We start from the raw sequence: 17,794 nt of genomic DNA, 5'->3' as shown, positions 1-17,794 counted from the left end.
TCCCGAGACGCGCGTCATGCTGACCGACGCGCTCCGCCCGCCCGCGGGATACCGCGTCGACGTGGCCGTCGGTACGACGTACTCCCTGAACCTCACGGCACTGCTTCTCGCACCACTGTCGTTCGCACTGTTCGATCAGGGCAACGCAGATGACATCGGCGCCGTGGATCCGATTCGGTTGCTCGAAGCTGTCCGGCGCCATGCCGACCACACGACCGTCTTTTGCCAGGCCGGTGGCATCCACGTGCCCGGCAACTACCGCAGCATCCTCACCTTCGTCGAAGACAGCGTGCTGGAAGTGATGCCGCCCAACGAAGGCGCGATCTTCCATCCGAAGATCTGGGCGATCCGGTTCGAGAACGCCGACGGCCAGCGACTGCATCGGGTCGTGATCCTTAGCCGGAATCTGACGCTGGACCGCTCCTGGGACACCGCGCTCGTCCTTGACGAGGATGAGGACGGCGCGATCGATGCGGCCCCTGCAGGAGCGTTCGTCGCCCAACTGCCCGCGCTCGCGGTGCGACCGCTCGACGCACGGCGAAGCGCCGAGATTGCCGATCTCGCCGCCTCGCTAGCTCGCGCACGTCTCGCGGCGCCGTCGCCCTTCACCGGCGGCGAACTGATCCCGATCGGAATCAGTACCGAGCGGATCTGGCCGTTCCCGACTGAGGGAAGACGGCTCCTGGCGATCAGCCCGTTCCTAACCAAAGGCGCGGTCGAGTCGATCGGGCGCATCGCCACTGAACGCACCTTAGTCTCACGAGCCGAGGCGCTGGAGCTCGTCGGCTCTCGTGCGCTTGAGGGTTGGTCGGTGAACGTGCTCCAGCGGCTTGCCGAAGTCGACCCCCAGGACGACGTGGCCGATGTGTCGACGGTCGCTCCGGACGGGTTCTTGGAGACTCACGATGGGCTCCACGCCAAGACGTTCGTCGTTGACGAGCGTGGAGGGCAATCCACTGTGGTCACCGGAAGCGCCAATCTGACGAGCCCGACGTGGGGCACCAACGTCGAGTTCGACGCGGTTCTGCGTGGCCCGACCTCGGCATGCGGGGTCGCGAAGGTTCTGGACGGCACCACCGAAGCGCCAGGCCTCACACGGATCCTGGAGGAGTACAGCGTCACTGACGCCGAAGGCGTCGCCGATCCCTCGATCGCCACGTCCTACGAGCTCGAGCACTTCCACCAGCAGCTCGCGGCCAGCGAGCCCACACTTCATGTGGGCGAGGTGGACGACGATCGAGTCACGATCACGCTCGCCGTCGACCTGCCTGCCAGTTCCCTTGGTGAGAGTCGCATCTGGCCTGCCTCGCTGCCCGCCGATACCCAAGCACAAGCGCTCGCCCAGACCCTGAGCTGGACCATCGCGCCGATCAACGTCACTCCCTTCATCGCCGTCGAGACGACGCTCGGCGAGGGCGCGGCGCGTGTGACCCGTTCCTGCGTGATCAAGGCATCGCTGGTTGGCGCGGTCGACGGCCGCCGCCAGGACGCCGTCTTCTCGATCTTGAGGAGCAAGGAGGACGTGCTCCGGTACCTGGTCTTCCTGCTCGGCGACCCGAGCTACGACGCGTTGTTCGCCCAACTGGCAGGGGTCGACGGCGAGAGGTTCCACGGGGCCGACCGGCCTGCGCTGACGAGCGCGGATGTCGCTCTATTTGAACCTCTCGTTCGAGCGACAGGTCGGGACGAGGACGCACTCGCACGAGTTGCGAGTCTGATCGAGGACCTTCGAGCGCTGCCGAATGGCGACGAACTCGTCCCCGACGGGTTCGAGGAACTGTGGGATGTCGTCTGGCAGGTACATCAGGAGCACCGCGCATGAGCGAGATCTCTGAGCGCACCGAGCGCACTCTTGCGACGCTGAAGGACTTCCAGCGCGACACGGTCGAGCACGCCTTCGACCGGCTCTGGTTGGCCGACGACGCCGTGAAGAAGTTCCTCGTCGCCGACGAGGTCGGGCTGGGCAAGACCATGGTCGCCAAGGGCCTCATCGCCAAGACCGTCGAGCACCTGTGGGAGACCGACAAGCGCATCGATGTCGTCTATATCTGCTCCAACAGCCAGATTGCGCGGCAGAACCTCAGCCGGCTCAACGTTGTTGGGGGCGCCGAGGTCAAGCATGCGGATCGCCTGACGCTGCTACCCAAGGTGATTCGCAACCTTCGGGACCAGCGCATCAACTTCGTCTCGTTCACGCCGGGCACGTCGTTCCAAGTCGGTCACTCCGGCGGTGCCGCTCCCGAGCGCGTACTCCTGTACTGGATGTTCGCTGAGATCTGGGGCGAGGAGATCACCGGCCGATCCCGCTGGATCAAGTTCTTCCAAGGCGGCAAGTCCCGCGAGAACTTCGAGCGCGAGCTCGGCTGGTTCGACCGATCCTCCATCGATGCCGAGTTGTGCGAATCTTTCGCCGATGCGATCGACGAGACGACCGGTCCGGACGGCGGCAAGCTGGAGGACGAGCTCGACGACTGCGCGGCCGAGTTCACCTACCTGCGCGGGAAGCCGAGCTCCGACCTCTCCTGGCGCCGGAACCGCCTCATCGGAATGCTGCGCCATCTGCTCGCAAAGGCAGCCGTGGATCACCTGGAGCCAGACCTCGTCATCCTCGACGAGTTCCAGCGCTTCAAAGACCTGCTCGACGCCGACGACGACGGGGCGCAGCTGGCGAAGGCGATCTTCGACCATCCCGACGCCAAGGTTCTGCTCCTCTCGGCCACGCCGTACAAGATGTACACGCTGCCCGACGAGCCCGAGGGCGACGACCACTACCGGGACTTCACCCGGACCGTCCGCTTCCTAGCCGGCGACGAGCGCGCCCACGTGGTGGAGCGCGAACTGCGCACGATGCGCGAAACCCTGCTCAGCGGCGGGGACCATGCCCGCGCCCGAGAAGCTCGCGATCGTGTCGAGCGCGAATTGCGCCGGGTGATGAGCAGAACCGAGCGGCTCGCCTCCACGCCCGATCGCGACGGCATGCTTGTTGAGCGACCGCTTCCCGGCGCCAAACTCGATGCCGAAGACCTGCGTTCGTGGCGAACATTCGACGATGTCGCTCGGCAGATCGACCGCCACGACGTTTTCGAGTATTGGCGATCCACGCCGTACCCGCTGAACTTGATGGACCGGGGAAGCTATCAGGTCCGCACCAAGTTCCAGGCTGCCGCAGAACGACACGACCCAGCCCTACTCGCCACACTTCGCAGTGGACGCGGAATGCTCGACTGGGACGACGTACGCCGCTACCAACAGGTTGACCCGGGCAACGCGAAGTTGCGGGGCCTCACCGAGGACGTGCTTGACCGAGGAGCATGGAAGCTCGCCTGGCTTCCTCCATCACTGCCGTACTACGACACTGCAGGGGCGTACGCCGACCCGCTGTTGAAGGACTTCACCAAACGCCTGATCTTTTCTGCCTGGGCCGTCGTGCCAAAGGCAGTTGCAGTCATGCTCAGCTACGACGCGGAGCGGCGCGCCATCCAGGCCGCCGGCTACACCGATCGCAGGTACGACGACCGCCCGATCACTCCCCCGCTGCAGTTCCGTATGAGCGGCGACCGGCCGGCTGGCATGCCAGCGTTGGCATTGCTCTACCCAGGCCTTGTTCTCGCCCGCCTCGGCGACCCTCTCGAGATCGCCCGATCCACCGGTGCGGCTCTGCCGCTCTCGCGCGAAGCGCTCTTCGACTCCGTACGGGACCGCGTTCGTGAAGCACTCACTCGCCTCCCCGAAGGGTCGCCACGGGTCGGGACGCCGGACCAGCGCTGGTACTGGGCGGCGCCGTTCCTGATGGATCGCAGGATCGCTGCGGGCGAGAACACGCCCTTCCTGTCGCGGATGCGCAGTTGGGACGGCCACGACGAGCAGGACCAGGAGTCGCGCCTCGGCAGCCACCTCCGGGCAGCCGACGGAGTAAAGGAACTCAGCCTCGGGCCCCGCCCCGACGACCTTGCCGACGTCCTCACAGCCATCGCCATCGCCGGCCCCGGTGTCTGTGCACTGAGAGCGCTATCGCGCGTCACAGGAGGCACCGACGCCCTCGTGAACCCGGATATCCGCGACGCGGCCTACCGCATCGGGCAGGGCCTGCGCTCCTTATTCAACAAGCCGGAGATCGTTGCCCTCCTGCGCTCCGGCGAGGACGAGTCTTACTGGCGGGCCGTCCTTGAACACGCCGTCGACGGCTGCCTTCAGGCCGTCCTCGACGAATACGTGCATGTCCTGGTCGAGTCCGAAGGTCTCCAAGACGCCGACCACCTGCAGCGCGCGGAAACCCTGGCCGAGACCATCACTGAGGCGTTGTCGACCCGGGCCGCCACCAACACCGTCGAGCAGGTTGAAGTCGCCGATTCGGAGATCAGGCTCAACGAGCACCGCATGAGCAGCCACTTCGCGGCTCGCTATGGGCGCGCGCAATCCGACGACAAGGCCGCCATGCGCGAGAGCACGATCAGGACGGCCTACAACTCCCCGTTCCGACCGTTCGTGCTGGCCTCAACATCGGTCGGCCAGGAGGGCTTGGACTTCCACACGTACAGCCACGCGATCGTGCACTGGAACCTCCCCGGCAATCCCGTCGACCTCGAACAACGGGAGGGGCGGGTCCACCGCTACAAGGGCCACGCGGTTCGCAAGAACGTGGCAGCTGACCACGGCGATGCCGCCCTCATCGGCACCGCTACCGATCCCTGGGAGGCGCTCTTCCAGTCGGCACAAGCAAGCGACGGTGGATCCTCAAACATCAAGCCCTTCTGGATCTACACGCGGCCTTCGGGCGCCGTCATCGAGCGGTACGTGCCAGCACTTCCGCTTAGCCGGGAGGCCCAGCAGTACCGCCGTCTGCTCCGAACTGTCGGTGCCTACAGGCTGGTGATCGGCCAGCCCCGTCAGGACGATCTCGTCCGCTACGTCGGCGGGGATGTTGACTGGCTGCGCATCGACCTCACTCCCCCACGGTCGGCGACCAGCTGACAGCTCTCGGCGCGGTGCGTCGCGCCGGCACCGGCCCGCTGACGCTGGCTGCCAGCTGGTTCGCCGAGGTCCCGGGCTCAACCCTCGCCATCCCTCCGGTGAGCGAGCGGCCGCTGGCAACGCAGGCGCACACCGAGCCCGTCAGCAGGTTCTGCCCAGATCTGCCGGGCCCCGCCCCTAGGATGGCGTCGTGGCCGGCCGACAGCTAAAGGAGATCTTCCGCGCATTCCATGCGCGAGACGAGTTGGCCTTCCGCCGTGCCGCGATGGAGATCATCGAGGAGGAGCAGGCCAAGCATCACAACGCGCTTGCCCGCGATCTCCAGAAGCTTCTCGTCGCCGGTGGCGGCTCACTCGACTCGGGCTCGACGATCGTCGTCCCCGCGCCGCCGAAGGACCGCGAAGGCGAGTGGGATTTGGGAGAGGTCCGAGAACCGGACCGCCTCCTGGAAGACCTCATCCTGAACAAGACCGTCTCGTCGGCTCTGGAGAACATCGTCGAAGAGGTCCGCCAGTGGCCCGGCCTAGACGCCGCCGGTCTGCCGCGGCGACAGCGTCTGCTCCTCCAAGGGCCGCCTGGATGTGGCAAGACAACCGCGGCGGAAGCAATCGCTGCTGAGTTGGGGCGCCCCCTTCTGATTGTCAGGCTGGACGCCGTCGTGTCCTCCTACTTGGGCGAGACTGCGAGCAACCTCCGCCGCATCCTGGAGTACGCCGATCAGGCGCCCTTCGTGGTCCTGTTCGATGAGTTCGATGCACTTGGTCGCTCGCGCGACGATGCGTCAGAGCACGGCGAGATGAAGCGCGTGGTCACCGCCTTTCTCCAGATGACCGATCGCTACCGGGGACCGAGCTTGCTCCTCGCCGCAACGAACCACCCAGCACTTCTCGACGAGGCGCTCTGGCGACGTTTCGACGAGGTGCTCACATTCGGGCTGCCGACCGTGCACCAACTGCGGCAGGTCCTCAGGCTACGTCTGAAGAGTGTCGCCCACTCAGGGCTCGAGATCGACCGGTACGCCAGCACGCTCAAGGGACGACCACACGCCGCAGCAGAGAAGCTAGTCGTCGATGCCCGCCGAAATGCACTGATGCGAGACTCAGCCATCGTGACAGGCGAGGACGTGGACCGGGCACTTCCGGGCATTACATCGCGGCCATGGTGACGCAATGCCGGAACACCTCCTGCTGCCGAACCCTCGGCCACTGCAGTCGCGACGCTCAAGTCCCGCGGGGGGCGGTTCACCGAGCCGACAACGCGGCCCGCACGGTGCGCATCTGCGTCAGCAACTGCAAACCGTCCGCGCTCCACGCCAGCTGAACGCGGGCGTCGACCCCGACCTTGTCTTCAAGATCAAGGCCGGTGCCCGACCGGAAGATTCCGCGTTCGAAGGACGCGGACTGCAAGTTCTCGGCGAGACAGTCGACTACACGTACTTTGTGCTCTCGAGCGATCAAGGCGCTGCACTAGAGCAAGCGCTCGAGCGTTACGTCCGCACGGGGGAACTGCGGACCTTCTTCAACCAGATCGACGACATTGAGCCGTACGGCCCGATAGACCGCACCGGCCCTGGGATTGCCGAACTCGATGGTGGCCCCAGCAGCCAGAACACGGTTGACGTCCTCATCTGGCCGAGCGGCACGCACGCCGAAGCTCAACGGCGAGCGAGCATCGTTGAGGAGATCGTTGGTCAGAACGGTGGTCAGGTCGTACTTCGATCGGTCTCGTCGAGACGTAGTTACATGCGGGTCCGGGTCTCGAGAGCCGGGCTGGACGACCTTGTGAGCACCTCGGTGGTCGAGCTCGTGCGCACGCCGCCTGTCCCGTTCCTGGACTTCCGGGACTGGCGGAACCTCGACGTCTCCTCGATCTCCCGGTTGGACGCAGCCAGCGAGGTGGTAGGCGTTCTCGACGATTCGCCCGAGTCAGCACACCCTCTGCTGAGTGGTTTGGTCCTGTCGGACGAGTCTTTGGCGCCAGCTACCTACCAGTGGCAGCAGCGCGGCACGCATGGCACCGAGGTAGTCGGTCGAGTCCTCCTTCCGTCACTGCATGAAGAACTGCGTGATGCCCTACCGATTTCAGCAGTCGGCAATGTCCGTGTCGTGCGCATTCTGGAGCCCGATCCATCGCGCCCAGCCCACCCGCCGCGGTTTGCGACGTACGCCACTCCGCATGACCTTGTCGAGCAGGCGATCCGCCACCTTCATGGCACGCATGGAGTGAGGATCTTCAACCTGTCCATCGGATACTCGGAGCCGTTCAACGACCTTCATCTCGGTCCACTCACAGAGACGATCGACGACTTGGTCCGCGAGCTCGGCATTGTCGTGGTCCTGCCCACGGGCAACGCTCCTACCGATCTCTCGGCCCGAACACCGAGTGGGCACCATGTCATCGACGACAAGCCTGAGTTCTTCTTCGCCCCGGAGCATCGCTTGTCGGAGCCCGGACCGGCTGCGCTCGCCGTGACTGTCGGAGCGCTCGCACTCAGTGGCGCCCCGGCTGAGCTGCCTGGCCGTGTCGGGTGGCAGGCAGCTGCTGACGCCCACGAGGCTGCTCCGTTCAGCAGGACTGGGCCCGGCCTAGGAACAAACTCGCGGCGAGCAAACAAGCCTGACGTCACCCACTATGGCGGCAATGTGGTGGTGAACGACACCGGCAACGTTGTGCAGAACGACCTCGGTGCATCACTAATCAGCACATCGACTCGAGGTGTCGGCGGCCAGATCTTCGCCGCCGTGAACGGCACGAGTTACGCCGCCCCCGCCGTCGCCCGCGTGGCAGCTGACATTGCTTACGCCTACCCGGACGCCTCGGGGAACCTAGTGAGGGCCCTCCTCGCGACAGGTTCTGCGCAGACGCCTCCTGCGGCAAACCTCTCAGAGCTCCACCGCCGTAACCGGATCTATGGGCTCGGATTACCAAACGTGGAGCGAGCGACGTCAAGCGACGCGAGGCGCGTCACCATGACGTACGACGGCTCAATGCCCGTCGACACCGTGCAGATCCACCCCGTCCCGATCCCCGAGGAATTCCGTCGCGGGAGCCGACGTGATCGGGTGATCAGCGTGGCGCTCGCATTCGACCCACCTGTTCGTCGCCAGCGGCGCGAGTACCTGGCGGGAACCATGAAGTTCGAGGTCTACCGAGACATCGACCCCGACGAGCTTGCGGAGATCCTGCAACGACAAGACCCCGACGACCCGTCCGACCTGATCAACGATCGCCGGAAGCTCAATCTCCAGCCCGGCGTGAACACCTTTACCCAGAGCACGCTGCAGATGCGGGCTTGGGTTGGGCGGAACTCCTTCGTGAACGATGACGAGACGTTCCTCATCGCGGTGACGCACAAGGCACAGACGTGGGCACGCAACGACCCGACATACGTAAGTCAGAACTACGCCCTCGCGGCAACGCTCGAAGACCGCGAGCTCGCGACCGCCGACCTGCACCAGATCCTTCGGCAGCAATTGCGCGTTCCGACACGCGTCCGCCTTCGTGCCTGAACACTCCGTGCGATCTGATTCGCGCGGCCAGACTCACCCGACCTCTGTCACCCTCAGGCGACCCCAAGCTGACCAAACTCGGGACCACCGTCAGCAGACGAGGGAGCACGATCTCACGGAGTTCAGGCGCGTCATCACCCGCGCTGTCGGCCAAGCGTCGCAATCGGACGTATCCGCGCGAGGTACGTGGGCTGGGCCTCGGCGGGATCCGCAGCGACGCCGTCCAAGCGCCGGCATAGCAACTTTGCGTCTCGAGCCGAGAGCGCCAGCAGCGGTCGCCGCAAACGCATACCCCAGGCTGTGCTCCCTGCAAAGGCATCCAATCTTTCAGCGAGCGGCGCGAGCTCGACGCCGTCGAGGTATGGCGCCAGCAGGTCTATGGCTATCGAGCAGTCGCGGGTGAATTCACGTCCCGCGATCGCGATCGGGACTTCGAGTTCGGCAACTTCGCTGAGAACGTGGCCAAGTGCGATCACTCGCGTAGCGTCGCGAGTCGGGTTATGGAAGCAACCTCGGGTCGTCGTTAGCAGTAGCCGATCTCCAACCTTCAACTGGGTCACTTCCCGCCGCGAAGTTGAAGGGAAGGCCATTCGACGTTCCCGCAGGATCCACGCGAGCCCCTCGCGCTCGCCAATAACGAGGAGATAGTGAATGGGACCCTCAGTCATTACCGGGACGTTCAGATCAGCGATCGTGCGCGGTCAAGGACGGCGACGAACTGCTTGGTCTTCCGCCTGCGCCCAAAAGTCTGGAGTGTGGCAGCGTCGAGTTCAGAACCGGCCATGCCAGGGGACTCCTTCCCGAGAAGACGCATAGCGTTCGCGATCTCAATCGGGCTGATCTGGGTGAACGGTCGATCGACAGTGCTGTCGCTGGGACGAAATTCGCCCCACGTCTTCGGGTCGAGGTCGGTCGGCCAGACAAACTTGTCGGCGTCGACCAGCAGGCCGGTCTGCCTGATCTGGTACGTCAGCTTCTTCTCGCGTGCCGGCCACAACCGCTGCACTCCGAAAGACGACGCCGTGAGCTGCGCGAGCCGGTCGATGTGGATCGGTCCCTCGAACTCTGCAATCTCGGTCGCGACCGCGCGAACCTGCTCCTTGGCGACCTTCTTCGGAAGGTCGTCGAGAACGGAAACGTCACCAACCAGCACGACTGTCCACGGCTCGAACTCAAAGCGTCCCGAACCGATGGTCGGGGTGCTTGTCGAATCTGCGCGAGTCAACACCGCAGGGTCGGGGCGAACCACGTCCCCGGAAGGGGCGTCCATCGGAGCGGGCGCGGGCGTCGCCACAGCCTCCGGCCCCACGTCGGCGACGTGTACGGCTACGCCCTTCTCCTCGGCGAGCGCCGCGAATGCCTCGTCCCTCAGATCGCCGGCGGCGGCGGCTCCGTCCCCGTCGCCAAAGTGCTCCAGGAGCCGTACGGCGAAATCGTGAGCCCGCCAGGCATCGAGGGTGGTCAGCTCGTCGTGGTGGGCCCATCGATTGCGCACGATCCGAAGCTCGCTGCCGAGTGCGCTCACGAGGCGGGTGTGGTCATCGAACGGGAAGCCAAGATTGCCCAGGCGTTCAGTGATCGTCTTGAGCTGGGACTGGAGGTCCGTGGCGACATAGGTCTTCGGGGGCTTGCCCCGCATCTTGTCCAGTTCAGCCAGGACCGTTGGCCACGGCAGGCCGCCCAGGCTCGGCGCCAACTTCGCGCCGATGATCGGGTCCAGCCGCTTGGCCAGATGGTGCAGCCCGCGATCGACCGAGTAACGCGCATCGAACCCCATCAGAACAACTCCCCCGCGAGCTTCGAGCCCGGAAGCTGCCCGAGCGCTTCCTCCTGACCCCGCGTTCCCTTCACGGCCATCCACGTGACGAGCCGGACTTCGTGCAGCTCGATGTCGGTGAGCGGCTCACGCGGCGGCGGGGCGGTGATTCCAGCCTCGTCGAGAACTTCCGTCACCAGCCCGATGCGCTGCTCGTCGGTTGCACCCTGGTTGAGAGCGCCTCGCACCTGACGCGCGACCTTGGCCGTAGGAACGCTTCGCAGCCGGTTGGCGAGGCCAATCTGCGCCTCCTTGCCGAGGTAGCCACCCTTGCGAAGAACCAACGTGTACGCGTCCCTGAACGACAACGGCAGGTCTGGCTGGAACGCGTTCGGGTCAGTCAGTTCCTTCCACGCCGAGTAGACGCTATCTCGAGCAACTTCCCATGCGTCGAACGCGTGGTCGTAGACGTCCTCCGGGAGCCATCGCTCAGCGCTCGAATTCTGGGGATCCGCGACACGCAGGGAGATCAGGGTGTCGGACGACACGACCGGCTCGCGCTCGTCGGTCAACCGAAGGGTCCAGTCGTCGTTCGCGGGCACGTAACGGAACCAAGGTTTGGCGCTCTTGCCGATCTTGACGCAGAACACGTAACCGTTGCCGCGGACGACGGGGTTCACGAACCCGCTCCCCGAACCAAAGGGAAGCGAGAGCACGTCAGACTTCAATACAGGTTCCATGCTGAACGCCCCGAACAACCGCCTCCGGTATTCCTCGCCAGACAGCGAGGCGCTCGATCCGCCGGAGTCAAGGAGCTTCTCGAACTCGTCGATCACCTGATCATCGGCGAGATTCACCTCATGGCCCGGGCCGCGGCCAGGCAGCACCTCACCGGCACCGACAGCTGCGTCTGCGAGGGCCAGCTTCGCCTCGAGCCGCGCTTCGAGGGCCAGCAGCGCGTCGAGGCGCTCGGCGGGGAAGAACAGGCCGAGGTAGACGTAATCGTGCTTGGAGCCGATGCGGTCCACACGGCCGTGGCGCTGCACGATCCGCATGGGGTTCCAAGGCAGGTCGTAGTTGATCATCTGCCCAGCCTGCTGAAGGTTTACACCCTCGGCCAGTACGTCGGTCGTGAACAGAATGTCGAACTCGTCCTTAGCCGACGGCTCCCCGGCCGCGTTGCGTGGCCCGGCGGTGGCCGGCGCGAAGCCGGCGATCGTTGAAGCGCGGCCGCCCTGGTCGACGCCGCCGCTGGCGCCACGCTCGTGGACCTTGGCATACGAGCCCATGATCGGCGGCGCCACGCGCCCCAGGTAGTCCGCCAACGGCGAGCCGGCCGGGGCGTTCGTGATCGCCTCGACCACGGCCTCGTGGATCGGAACGATCGTGTCGGTGAAGGCCGAGAAGATGATCACCTTCCGTCGGTCTGAGTGCGAGAGACCGCGCGGGTCCACTCGCTGAGCTTCCGACGCGATTTGGGTGAGCTCGGCAATCAGGCGCTGGACCTTGGGCTCAATTCCCTCAGTCACGACCAACGCCAGGTCTCGTAGGTCACGCAGCAGCGCAATGTCAGATTCGACGTCGGCCCGCAGTTCGGTGAGGTGGTAGCCGTCGACCGATTCGATCTGGTCGTCCTTGTCGAACTCCAAGACGAAGTCATCGAGGTCGTCGGACTCAGAAGAGACCCACTCACTGAGCGCTTCACCCTTGAGGACGTAGCCCCTGCCGAGCGCGTCGAGGAACGACTCGTGAGAGGCGATCATCTTCTCCAGCGATGCGTGGAGGGCCTGTGGGCTCGACTCCAGACGCTTCAACAGGCCCGAACGTAGAAGGCCGGCGTTGCTGATCTGGTACTCCTGCAGGTCGTGGTCGACCGTGTACATGCTCGACAAGTAGCGCGCGAGCATGAGGCGCTTCGGGTCGCGGCTCCGGTCCTCCCACGCACGGGGCGCGTGGGGATCGGTCGGATCGTCGAGTGCGTACACCATGGCGTCGATGAGCGCGAGCCCGTCATCGTCCAGGTCGTAGTCGATGCGCCGGACCTTGGGCTGGGGGAACTTGATCGTGGTCGGCTTGCCGTCCGGCCCAATGATCAGCTCGTTGGCGTAGTGCTCCTTGACGAACTTCCGCGTACGCCGAACGGCGACCTGGTCCATCAGGTCGAAGAGGTGCTCCGGCGTGAGGTTCGCCGGGTCGATGGCCTGCGCCTGCTTGATGTACTCGCGAATGCTGGGGATGCCGAGCGAGGCAAACCGGGCGTCGTCACGGATGAAGTACTTGACGAGCGTCTCGAGGTCGCTCAGCGAATTGTTGACCGGCGTCGCCGTCAGCAGCACAACTCGCTTCGAGCCTCCCGCGGTGATCACCCGATCGACGGCCCCCGATCGCTGGGCCCCCGAGTTGCGGAGGTTGTGTGCCTCGTCGATGACGACGAGCGAGTAGTCCTCAACCTCCTGAATGAACGCCTCAATCGATCCCTTGTCGGGATCAAGCCGATTGCGCACCTCTTCGTAGGAGTAGACCTTCACCCACCGACTGAAATCGTGGGTTTCCAGGAACGGCTCCCACATCGACGACTTCAGGGCTGCCGGGGCAACGATGAGCACGCGCTGTCGGTTGATGTTTGCGGTCCGATAGATGACCTCACCAGCGAGGAACGTCTTGCCGAGACCGACTTCATCGGCGACAAGTACCCCGCCGTGCTCGTCGAGAAGGCGCTCCATGCGCGCCACACCATCGGCTTGGAACCGCGTGAGGTTCAGGCCAGTCCGGACGTTCGGGTTCTCGTCGGCATCAAGGTGCTCGCCATATAGCTCCCACAACATCCGGAGGTAGACGGACCACGGTGTGTGTGGATCCCACAGACGACCGTAGAGCTCGGCGAGGTCGTAGGAGTCGCTGAGGTTCCAGAAGTGCTCGAACCACTCGCGAACCTTGCCGGCCGAGCTGGTGCCGCCGCCGGTGCCGAGGTTCAGCTCGGCATTGTGGGCTAGGCCCGCGTAGGTCATGTTCGACGAGCCGGCGATGGCGGCCTGGGCGGCGCCGTCCTCGACCAGATATGTCTTGCCGTGAAGGAATCCGCCGGTGTATCGACGTACCTCGACCTTGGCACCGCCCTCCGGGTCCACGCTCTTGAGCCATTCGACCATCCGCCTGGCTTCGGAGGTGGGCACCCGGGCGAAACCCATCGTGTCGCGCTCGGCCTCCAGCCACGCCTGGTGGTTGGCGATCGCTGCGTCACGCCGGTCGTCCTGGTCCGCGTCGCCCAATGTGATCGCGCGGACCGAGTCCTCCTCCGGCTCCGCACCCAACAGGAGCCGCACGCGCGGCGCGGTCTCGAGCTCGTCGGCGAGAAGCGCGAACCCGGCGGGATTGATGTACGCGGTTGCGATTGCGATCGGCGGCGCCGTGACCTTGTTCTCGCGCAGCAGCCGGAACAACTCATTGACCTTGTCAGCGACGGTCGTCGCGGCATCACTCGGTGCGTGATTCGTAGCGAAATCAGGAAGCTGCGTCATGCCTGGCCTTTCCACCCGCGGTAGTGCTCAAGCACAGCCTCGAGGCGCGCTTCGTAGTCCCAGCTGCGATGGAAGGTCGAAAACACATGCTCGACGTGGTCCTCTTTCAGCCCGTACAACAGGCACACCAGCGCATCCAGTTCCGCGAGCAGGTCGTCCTTCTCCGCGCCAGGGGCGACGGAACCCGTCGCGACCCCGAGCTCGTCTGCCCACTCAACGTACCGATCATCCACAGCTGCAAGTCGGCCAGCGACCTCAACGGCTCGGCTCCCGAGCGACGATGCGGGCTCGAAGATCGGAACCGGAAGCGGATTCAGGATCCAAAAGTTGAGGTGGCGCTCGACCCAACGACGCGAGGCCCAATCGAAGGGAACACTCGACATGACACCCAGCAGAAACGCTTCTTCTCGGACCCCACCGTCCCGTGTGACGACAAACGGGGCCGCGTTCACCGAAGTCACGCCGGGCGGCAGCAGGCAAGCAATGGTCGTCCGGAAGTTCTCACTGTTCGTCACGTCGCGGAAAGCAATCCGTGCGCGGTCCATGGGCAGGCGACCATTCGGCAATGACATGCCGTGGTAGGCCGAGCGCGCCGACCTGAATGCTCGCCGAGTCTTGGGTTCGAGATGCGATCTCAGCGCGGCGGTTGGCGCGTACGCGTACAGAGCGCCCGCATCGGGCTCCCAAAGGTTGAAGGTGCCACCGGTAAAGACCGGAGTCCTGTCCCTCGGCTCATCGATGTCGAACTCGAGCAACTTCTTGTCGTTCGTTGCATCAAGTTCCCGCGTGGCTCTGAATGCCCAGCCTGGCCTAACGCTGTCAAAGCGTGGACTCAATTTGAGCTGGCGAAGCACGTCCAAAGACTCGGTCGCAGGAAGGCTCGGGAACGCTGCACCCTCGCCCCAAGAAGCGAACTCCTCAGAAGGGACGCTCGCAGTTCGGCCCTCGCCGCCCAAGAACTCACTCTCCGAGGTGAACGGGCCGCTCCATCGAACCGCACCATCGCCCTTCGACCTTGATGTCACGGTGAGCCAGAAGAGGTACTGCTGGTGGACATTGGGAAAGACCCACCCGCGGGTATTCATCAGCGCCGTCACGCTTGCGAAGCGCCCCTTCGCCAGCACCTCCTTACGCCATTCACCCAGCGATGCACCCGCCAGCGCATTGCGAGGCAGCACGAGTGCACTCAGACCTTGACTGTGGATCAAGTTCCAGTTGCGCCAGGCGAACGCCTGATACAGGTCAACATCACCGGACCCCAAGCCCGGGTACGGACCAGTCATGAGCACCGACCGAACGCCTGCAACGGCTTGCTGCTCAGCAACGAACCTCTGCTCGAGATCTGGGCGCGCCGCACGGAAGGACTCCAAGACGCGTGCCTTCTCGCGCTGGGGCAGCCCGCGGAGGCCAGGAATCTGAATGCCCCACCACTGAGCGGTGTCGACGACCATCTCCTCCCAAGGTGGATTTCCAACGGTGACGTCGAACCCCGATCGGTCACGCAGGAACACTTCAGGGAAGAGGAACGGCATATGAGCGGGGCTCAGGCTGCGCTCGATCTCGTCGACCTCGGGCATATCAAGCACACGCTGGAGCGACTCCTCGTCCAAGATCAGGCCTGGGGTAATCGTGCCAATCCGGACAGCCAAGGCGGCGTTGAAGATCCGTCGAGCCGTGTCAGCTGCGGCTCTGGCTTCGCCCAAGAGTCGAGCGCCTTCTTCGACCTCCGCCTTGTTTGCCTCACTCGCGTTGGCCACATCAACTAGCAGCGTCTTGGCCGAAGCCAAGTTGTCGATGATCACGTCGTCGAAGAATGTCGCGGCGCCGCGGGCCCTCTCCGGCTGAAGAGCATCGAGCGCCTCGTCGATCGTCCCAATTCCGGTGAGGCTATTCGCGTTAACCAGTCCGTGGTCAAGGTTGCTCATCGGGAGGCCCGGCACGAATGTATGGATCCACAGAGCGAGGCGAGCCAACTCCACTGCCATCGGATTGAGGTCAAGCCCGTAGATGCACCGTCGGGCGACCTGCCGCCTCAACAGGCCGACCTCATCGACCTCACTCTTTGCGACGTCATCAGTGCCGAGCGCATCTCGGGCCACCGCCGCGAGACGAAGCAGTTCCTCCGTGACACCAGGAACCGCATGCTCGGTGAGGAACGTGCGCATGAGGGCCTCGATCTTGTCGACCGCGGCAACGAGGAAATGACCCGAACCCATCGCCAGATCAGCCACGCGGAAGTCGAAGAACTCGCGTGCCGCCGCCGAGGCATCACCGGCGGCGAGGTAGGCGGCAATCTTGTCCAGATGAGCGGTAAGGACTGGGACGATTGAGCGCTCGATCAGGTGATCGACGACCACCTTCGGGGTGAAGTAGGAACCGGTCGCCTTCCGCTCCCCCGACGCGGTGTGGAAATACACCGAAGCGGCCGGAGCCCAGACCTCATCGCCTTCCTTGGCTGGGACCCATGCGCCACTGCTGTCGAGCGTCAGATCCTCCTCGGCAAGTGAAAGCGAGCTCTCAAGCAGCCCCTCGTAGATCGTTCCGAACTCGCGGACGCTTAGGGAGCGGAAGTCGACTGGGCCGAGAACGCCGTCACTCGTGACATCGATCAGCAAGCTCTTGAGTGCGGGCCCAAGCACGCTGTCGGGGAGCTCGATCTTCTTGATCAGCGCACCCTCGGGCGATCGGTCAGCATCCGATGAGAACAGCCCACCGTTGTAGGACGGGATCTGCCACTGCGGATTGCCTTGATCGATCGCGTTCCAGACCTGAACCAGGTCGAACCAGATCGTCGAGGAGTCGCCAAACTCGTCGGACTCCGAGTCGAGGAGCCGCCGAGCGTTGGTCTTGAGGCTGTTGGCGTCGAAGCCTTCGTTGCGGCCGGACGGAAGCAGGCCGCGGTCTTCGGCGTACGCCTGGAACAGGAGTCGGAAGAGGATGCGAAGAGTCACGCGGTACGCCAACGACAGGCCGTCTGCGTCGAGTGGCACAGCGGCATACTTCGCCAGCCTTTGCGCCACCTCTACGGCCACCGGTGGGACGATCTCGTCGTAGATGCGCTCACGGAGACGGGCGCCGAGTTCTGTCGCGTACCGCGAGCTGTCGCGAAGCAGCTCATCAGCGGTTCCGTCCGTCGCGAGTGCATCAGCCGAGAAGATCAGCGGAAGGAGGGCTGCGTACTCGGCGTCAATCGTTGAGAGGTCGACCTCGAAGAAGGTCTCGGCCTGTCCCTTGGATCCAACGCCGACGCCGTCACGGCCCGGGTAGAGGCGGATCTGGTCCTTCCGGAGGACGACCAGCCACGGAACTTCCTGCTTTGAGGCAACGGCGAGGCCGAAGGCCACCGGAGAGAGCTGGAACCGCTGAGTCTTCGCGTCGAACTGCTCCGAGTCGTCCAGCAGCACGGCGACCGCACGCGGCGGGTGACCACCGATCGAGAGCAGCATCGTGCCGTTGGGTCCGGGCTGGGTGCCGAAGCCGAGCGCCTCGACGAGTTGCTTGCCGCGCTTGCTGAGTAGCGAGCCTGCCTGATTGCCGAGCGACTCCCAGTCGGCCCGCTTCGGCACGTTGCTCGTGATGTGGTGCGAAGCGAAGAGGCCGCTGTTCGAGAACCCTGCGACGCCGGTCGAATCGTTGGCCTTGCGGAAGCCCGCGAACCGTTCCGTGGCGGCGAGGACATCCGGCTCCGAGAGAACCGACTGCAGCTGCCGCTCGGCTTGCTCAAGACTCAGTTCGATCGGCTGGGCCTGCGGGTCTGGGCCGAAGATGTGGGCTGTGCCGTCGTGTACGACCGCGACGACGAGCTGGACCTGCGTCCTGCCCTTGCGCGCGGTGAACAGATCCCGCAGCGCCTGCCGCGACGGGGTCACGAGCGCGGACGCCACCGCAACCTGGAAGCCCCCGAGCCCGAAGGGGTCAGGGCCGAGGAAGACCTTCTCCGGGGTGACCCCCGCGGGCGCAGCACCGTCCGTCCATGTCACGACCTTGTCGGCGGTCAAACGCACAGCTGCAGCTCCTCATGGACCTCGTCAGGGGCTGCC

Annotated in this window: 8 protein-coding genes; 4 read left to right on the top strand and 4 right to left on the bottom strand. The window is 64.8% G+C overall.

What is annotated here, in order from left to right; genetic code table 11:
- The first annotated feature begins 16 nt into the window (after positions 1–16).
- The 4 genes from IE200_RS12990 (at position 17) to IE200_RS12975 (ending at position 8,480) form a co-directional block, all read left to right on the top strand.
- On the top strand, positions 17–1,822 hold the full coding sequence (locus tag IE200_RS12990; RefSeq protein WP_191279918.1) for a phospholipase D family protein: 1,806 nt from the start codon (positions 17–19) through the stop codon (positions 1,820–1,822).
- Positions 1,819–4,971 carry a helicase-related protein gene (locus tag IE200_RS12985; protein WP_191279917.1) on the top strand — a complete coding sequence of 1,051 codons (3,153 nt, stop codon included), beginning with the start codon at positions 1,819–1,821 and terminating at the stop codon, positions 4,969–4,971. Before IE200_RS12990 ends, IE200_RS12985 begins: the two co-directional genes overlap by 4 nt.
- 190 nt (positions 4,972–5,161) lie before the next feature.
- Positions 5,162–6,136: an AAA family ATPase gene (locus IE200_RS12980; protein ID WP_191279916.1), complete on the top strand. Its 975-nt coding sequence runs from the start codon at positions 5,162–5,164 to the stop codon at positions 6,134–6,136.
- A 4-nt stretch (positions 6,137–6,140) separates the two neighbouring features.
- Positions 6,141–8,480 (top strand): S8 family serine peptidase, encoded by a 2,340-nt coding sequence (locus IE200_RS12975; RefSeq protein ID WP_191279915.1) that lies wholly within the window; start codon positions 6,141–6,143, stop codon positions 8,478–8,480.
- Positions 8,481–8,614: 134 nt separating this feature from the next.
- On the opposite strand, the gene IE200_RS20775 is transcribed toward IE200_RS12975, so the two are convergent.
- The 4 genes from IE200_RS20775 to IE200_RS12955 form a co-directional block, all read right to left on the bottom strand.
- Positions 8,615–8,956 (bottom strand): hypothetical protein, encoded by a 342-nt coding sequence (locus tag IE200_RS20775; protein WP_229856498.1) that lies wholly within the window; start codon positions 8,954–8,956, stop codon positions 8,615–8,617.
- Between the two features lie 203 nt (positions 8,957–9,159).
- On the bottom strand, positions 9,160–10,257 hold the full coding sequence (locus tag IE200_RS12965; RefSeq protein WP_191279913.1) for a DUF3320 domain-containing protein: 1,098 nt from the start codon (positions 10,255–10,257) through the stop codon (positions 9,160–9,162).
- Entirely contained in the window at positions 10,257–13,754 is a 3,498-nt protein-coding gene (locus tag IE200_RS12960) for an SNF2-related protein (RefSeq protein ID WP_191279912.1), read from the bottom strand. The genes IE200_RS12965 and IE200_RS12960 overlap by 1 nt, the downstream gene beginning before the upstream one ends.
- On the bottom strand, positions 13,751–17,758 hold the full coding sequence (locus tag IE200_RS12955; protein WP_191279911.1) for an Eco57I restriction-modification methylase domain-containing protein: 4,008 nt from the start codon (positions 17,756–17,758) through the stop codon (positions 13,751–13,753). The genes IE200_RS12960 and IE200_RS12955 overlap by 4 nt, the downstream gene beginning before the upstream one ends.
- Positions 17,759–17,794: the final 36 nt, after the last annotated feature.

Source organism: Nocardioides flavus (ex Wang et al. 2016), from assembly GCF_014653115.1.
Classification (GTDB): Bacteria; Actinomycetota; Actinomycetes; order Propionibacteriales; family Nocardioidaceae; genus Nocardioides; species Nocardioides flavus.
This window is presented reverse-complemented; position numbering and strand designations above follow the sequence as displayed.

What these genes read in the sequence shown, in the direction of transcription:
- IE200_RS12990 (WP_191279918.1), top strand. Translation starts at nt 17, where the DNA reads ATGCTGACCGACGCGCTCCGCCCGCCCGCGGGATACCGCGTCGACGTG.
- IE200_RS12985 (WP_191279917.1), top strand. Translation starts at nt 1,819, where the DNA reads ATGAGCGAGATCTCTGAGCGCACCGAGCGCACTCTTGCGACGCTGAAG.
- IE200_RS12965 (WP_191279913.1), bottom strand. Translation starts at nt 10,257, where the DNA reads ATGGGGTTCGATGCGCGTTACTCGGTCGATCGCGGGCTGCACCATCTG.
- IE200_RS12960 (WP_191279912.1), bottom strand. Translation starts at nt 13,754, where the DNA reads ATGACGCAGCTTCCTGATTTCGCTACGAATCACGCACCGAGTGATGCC.
- IE200_RS12975 (WP_191279915.1), top strand. Translation starts at nt 6,141, where the DNA reads ATGCCGGAACACCTCCTGCTGCCGAACCCTCGGCCACTGCAGTCGCGA.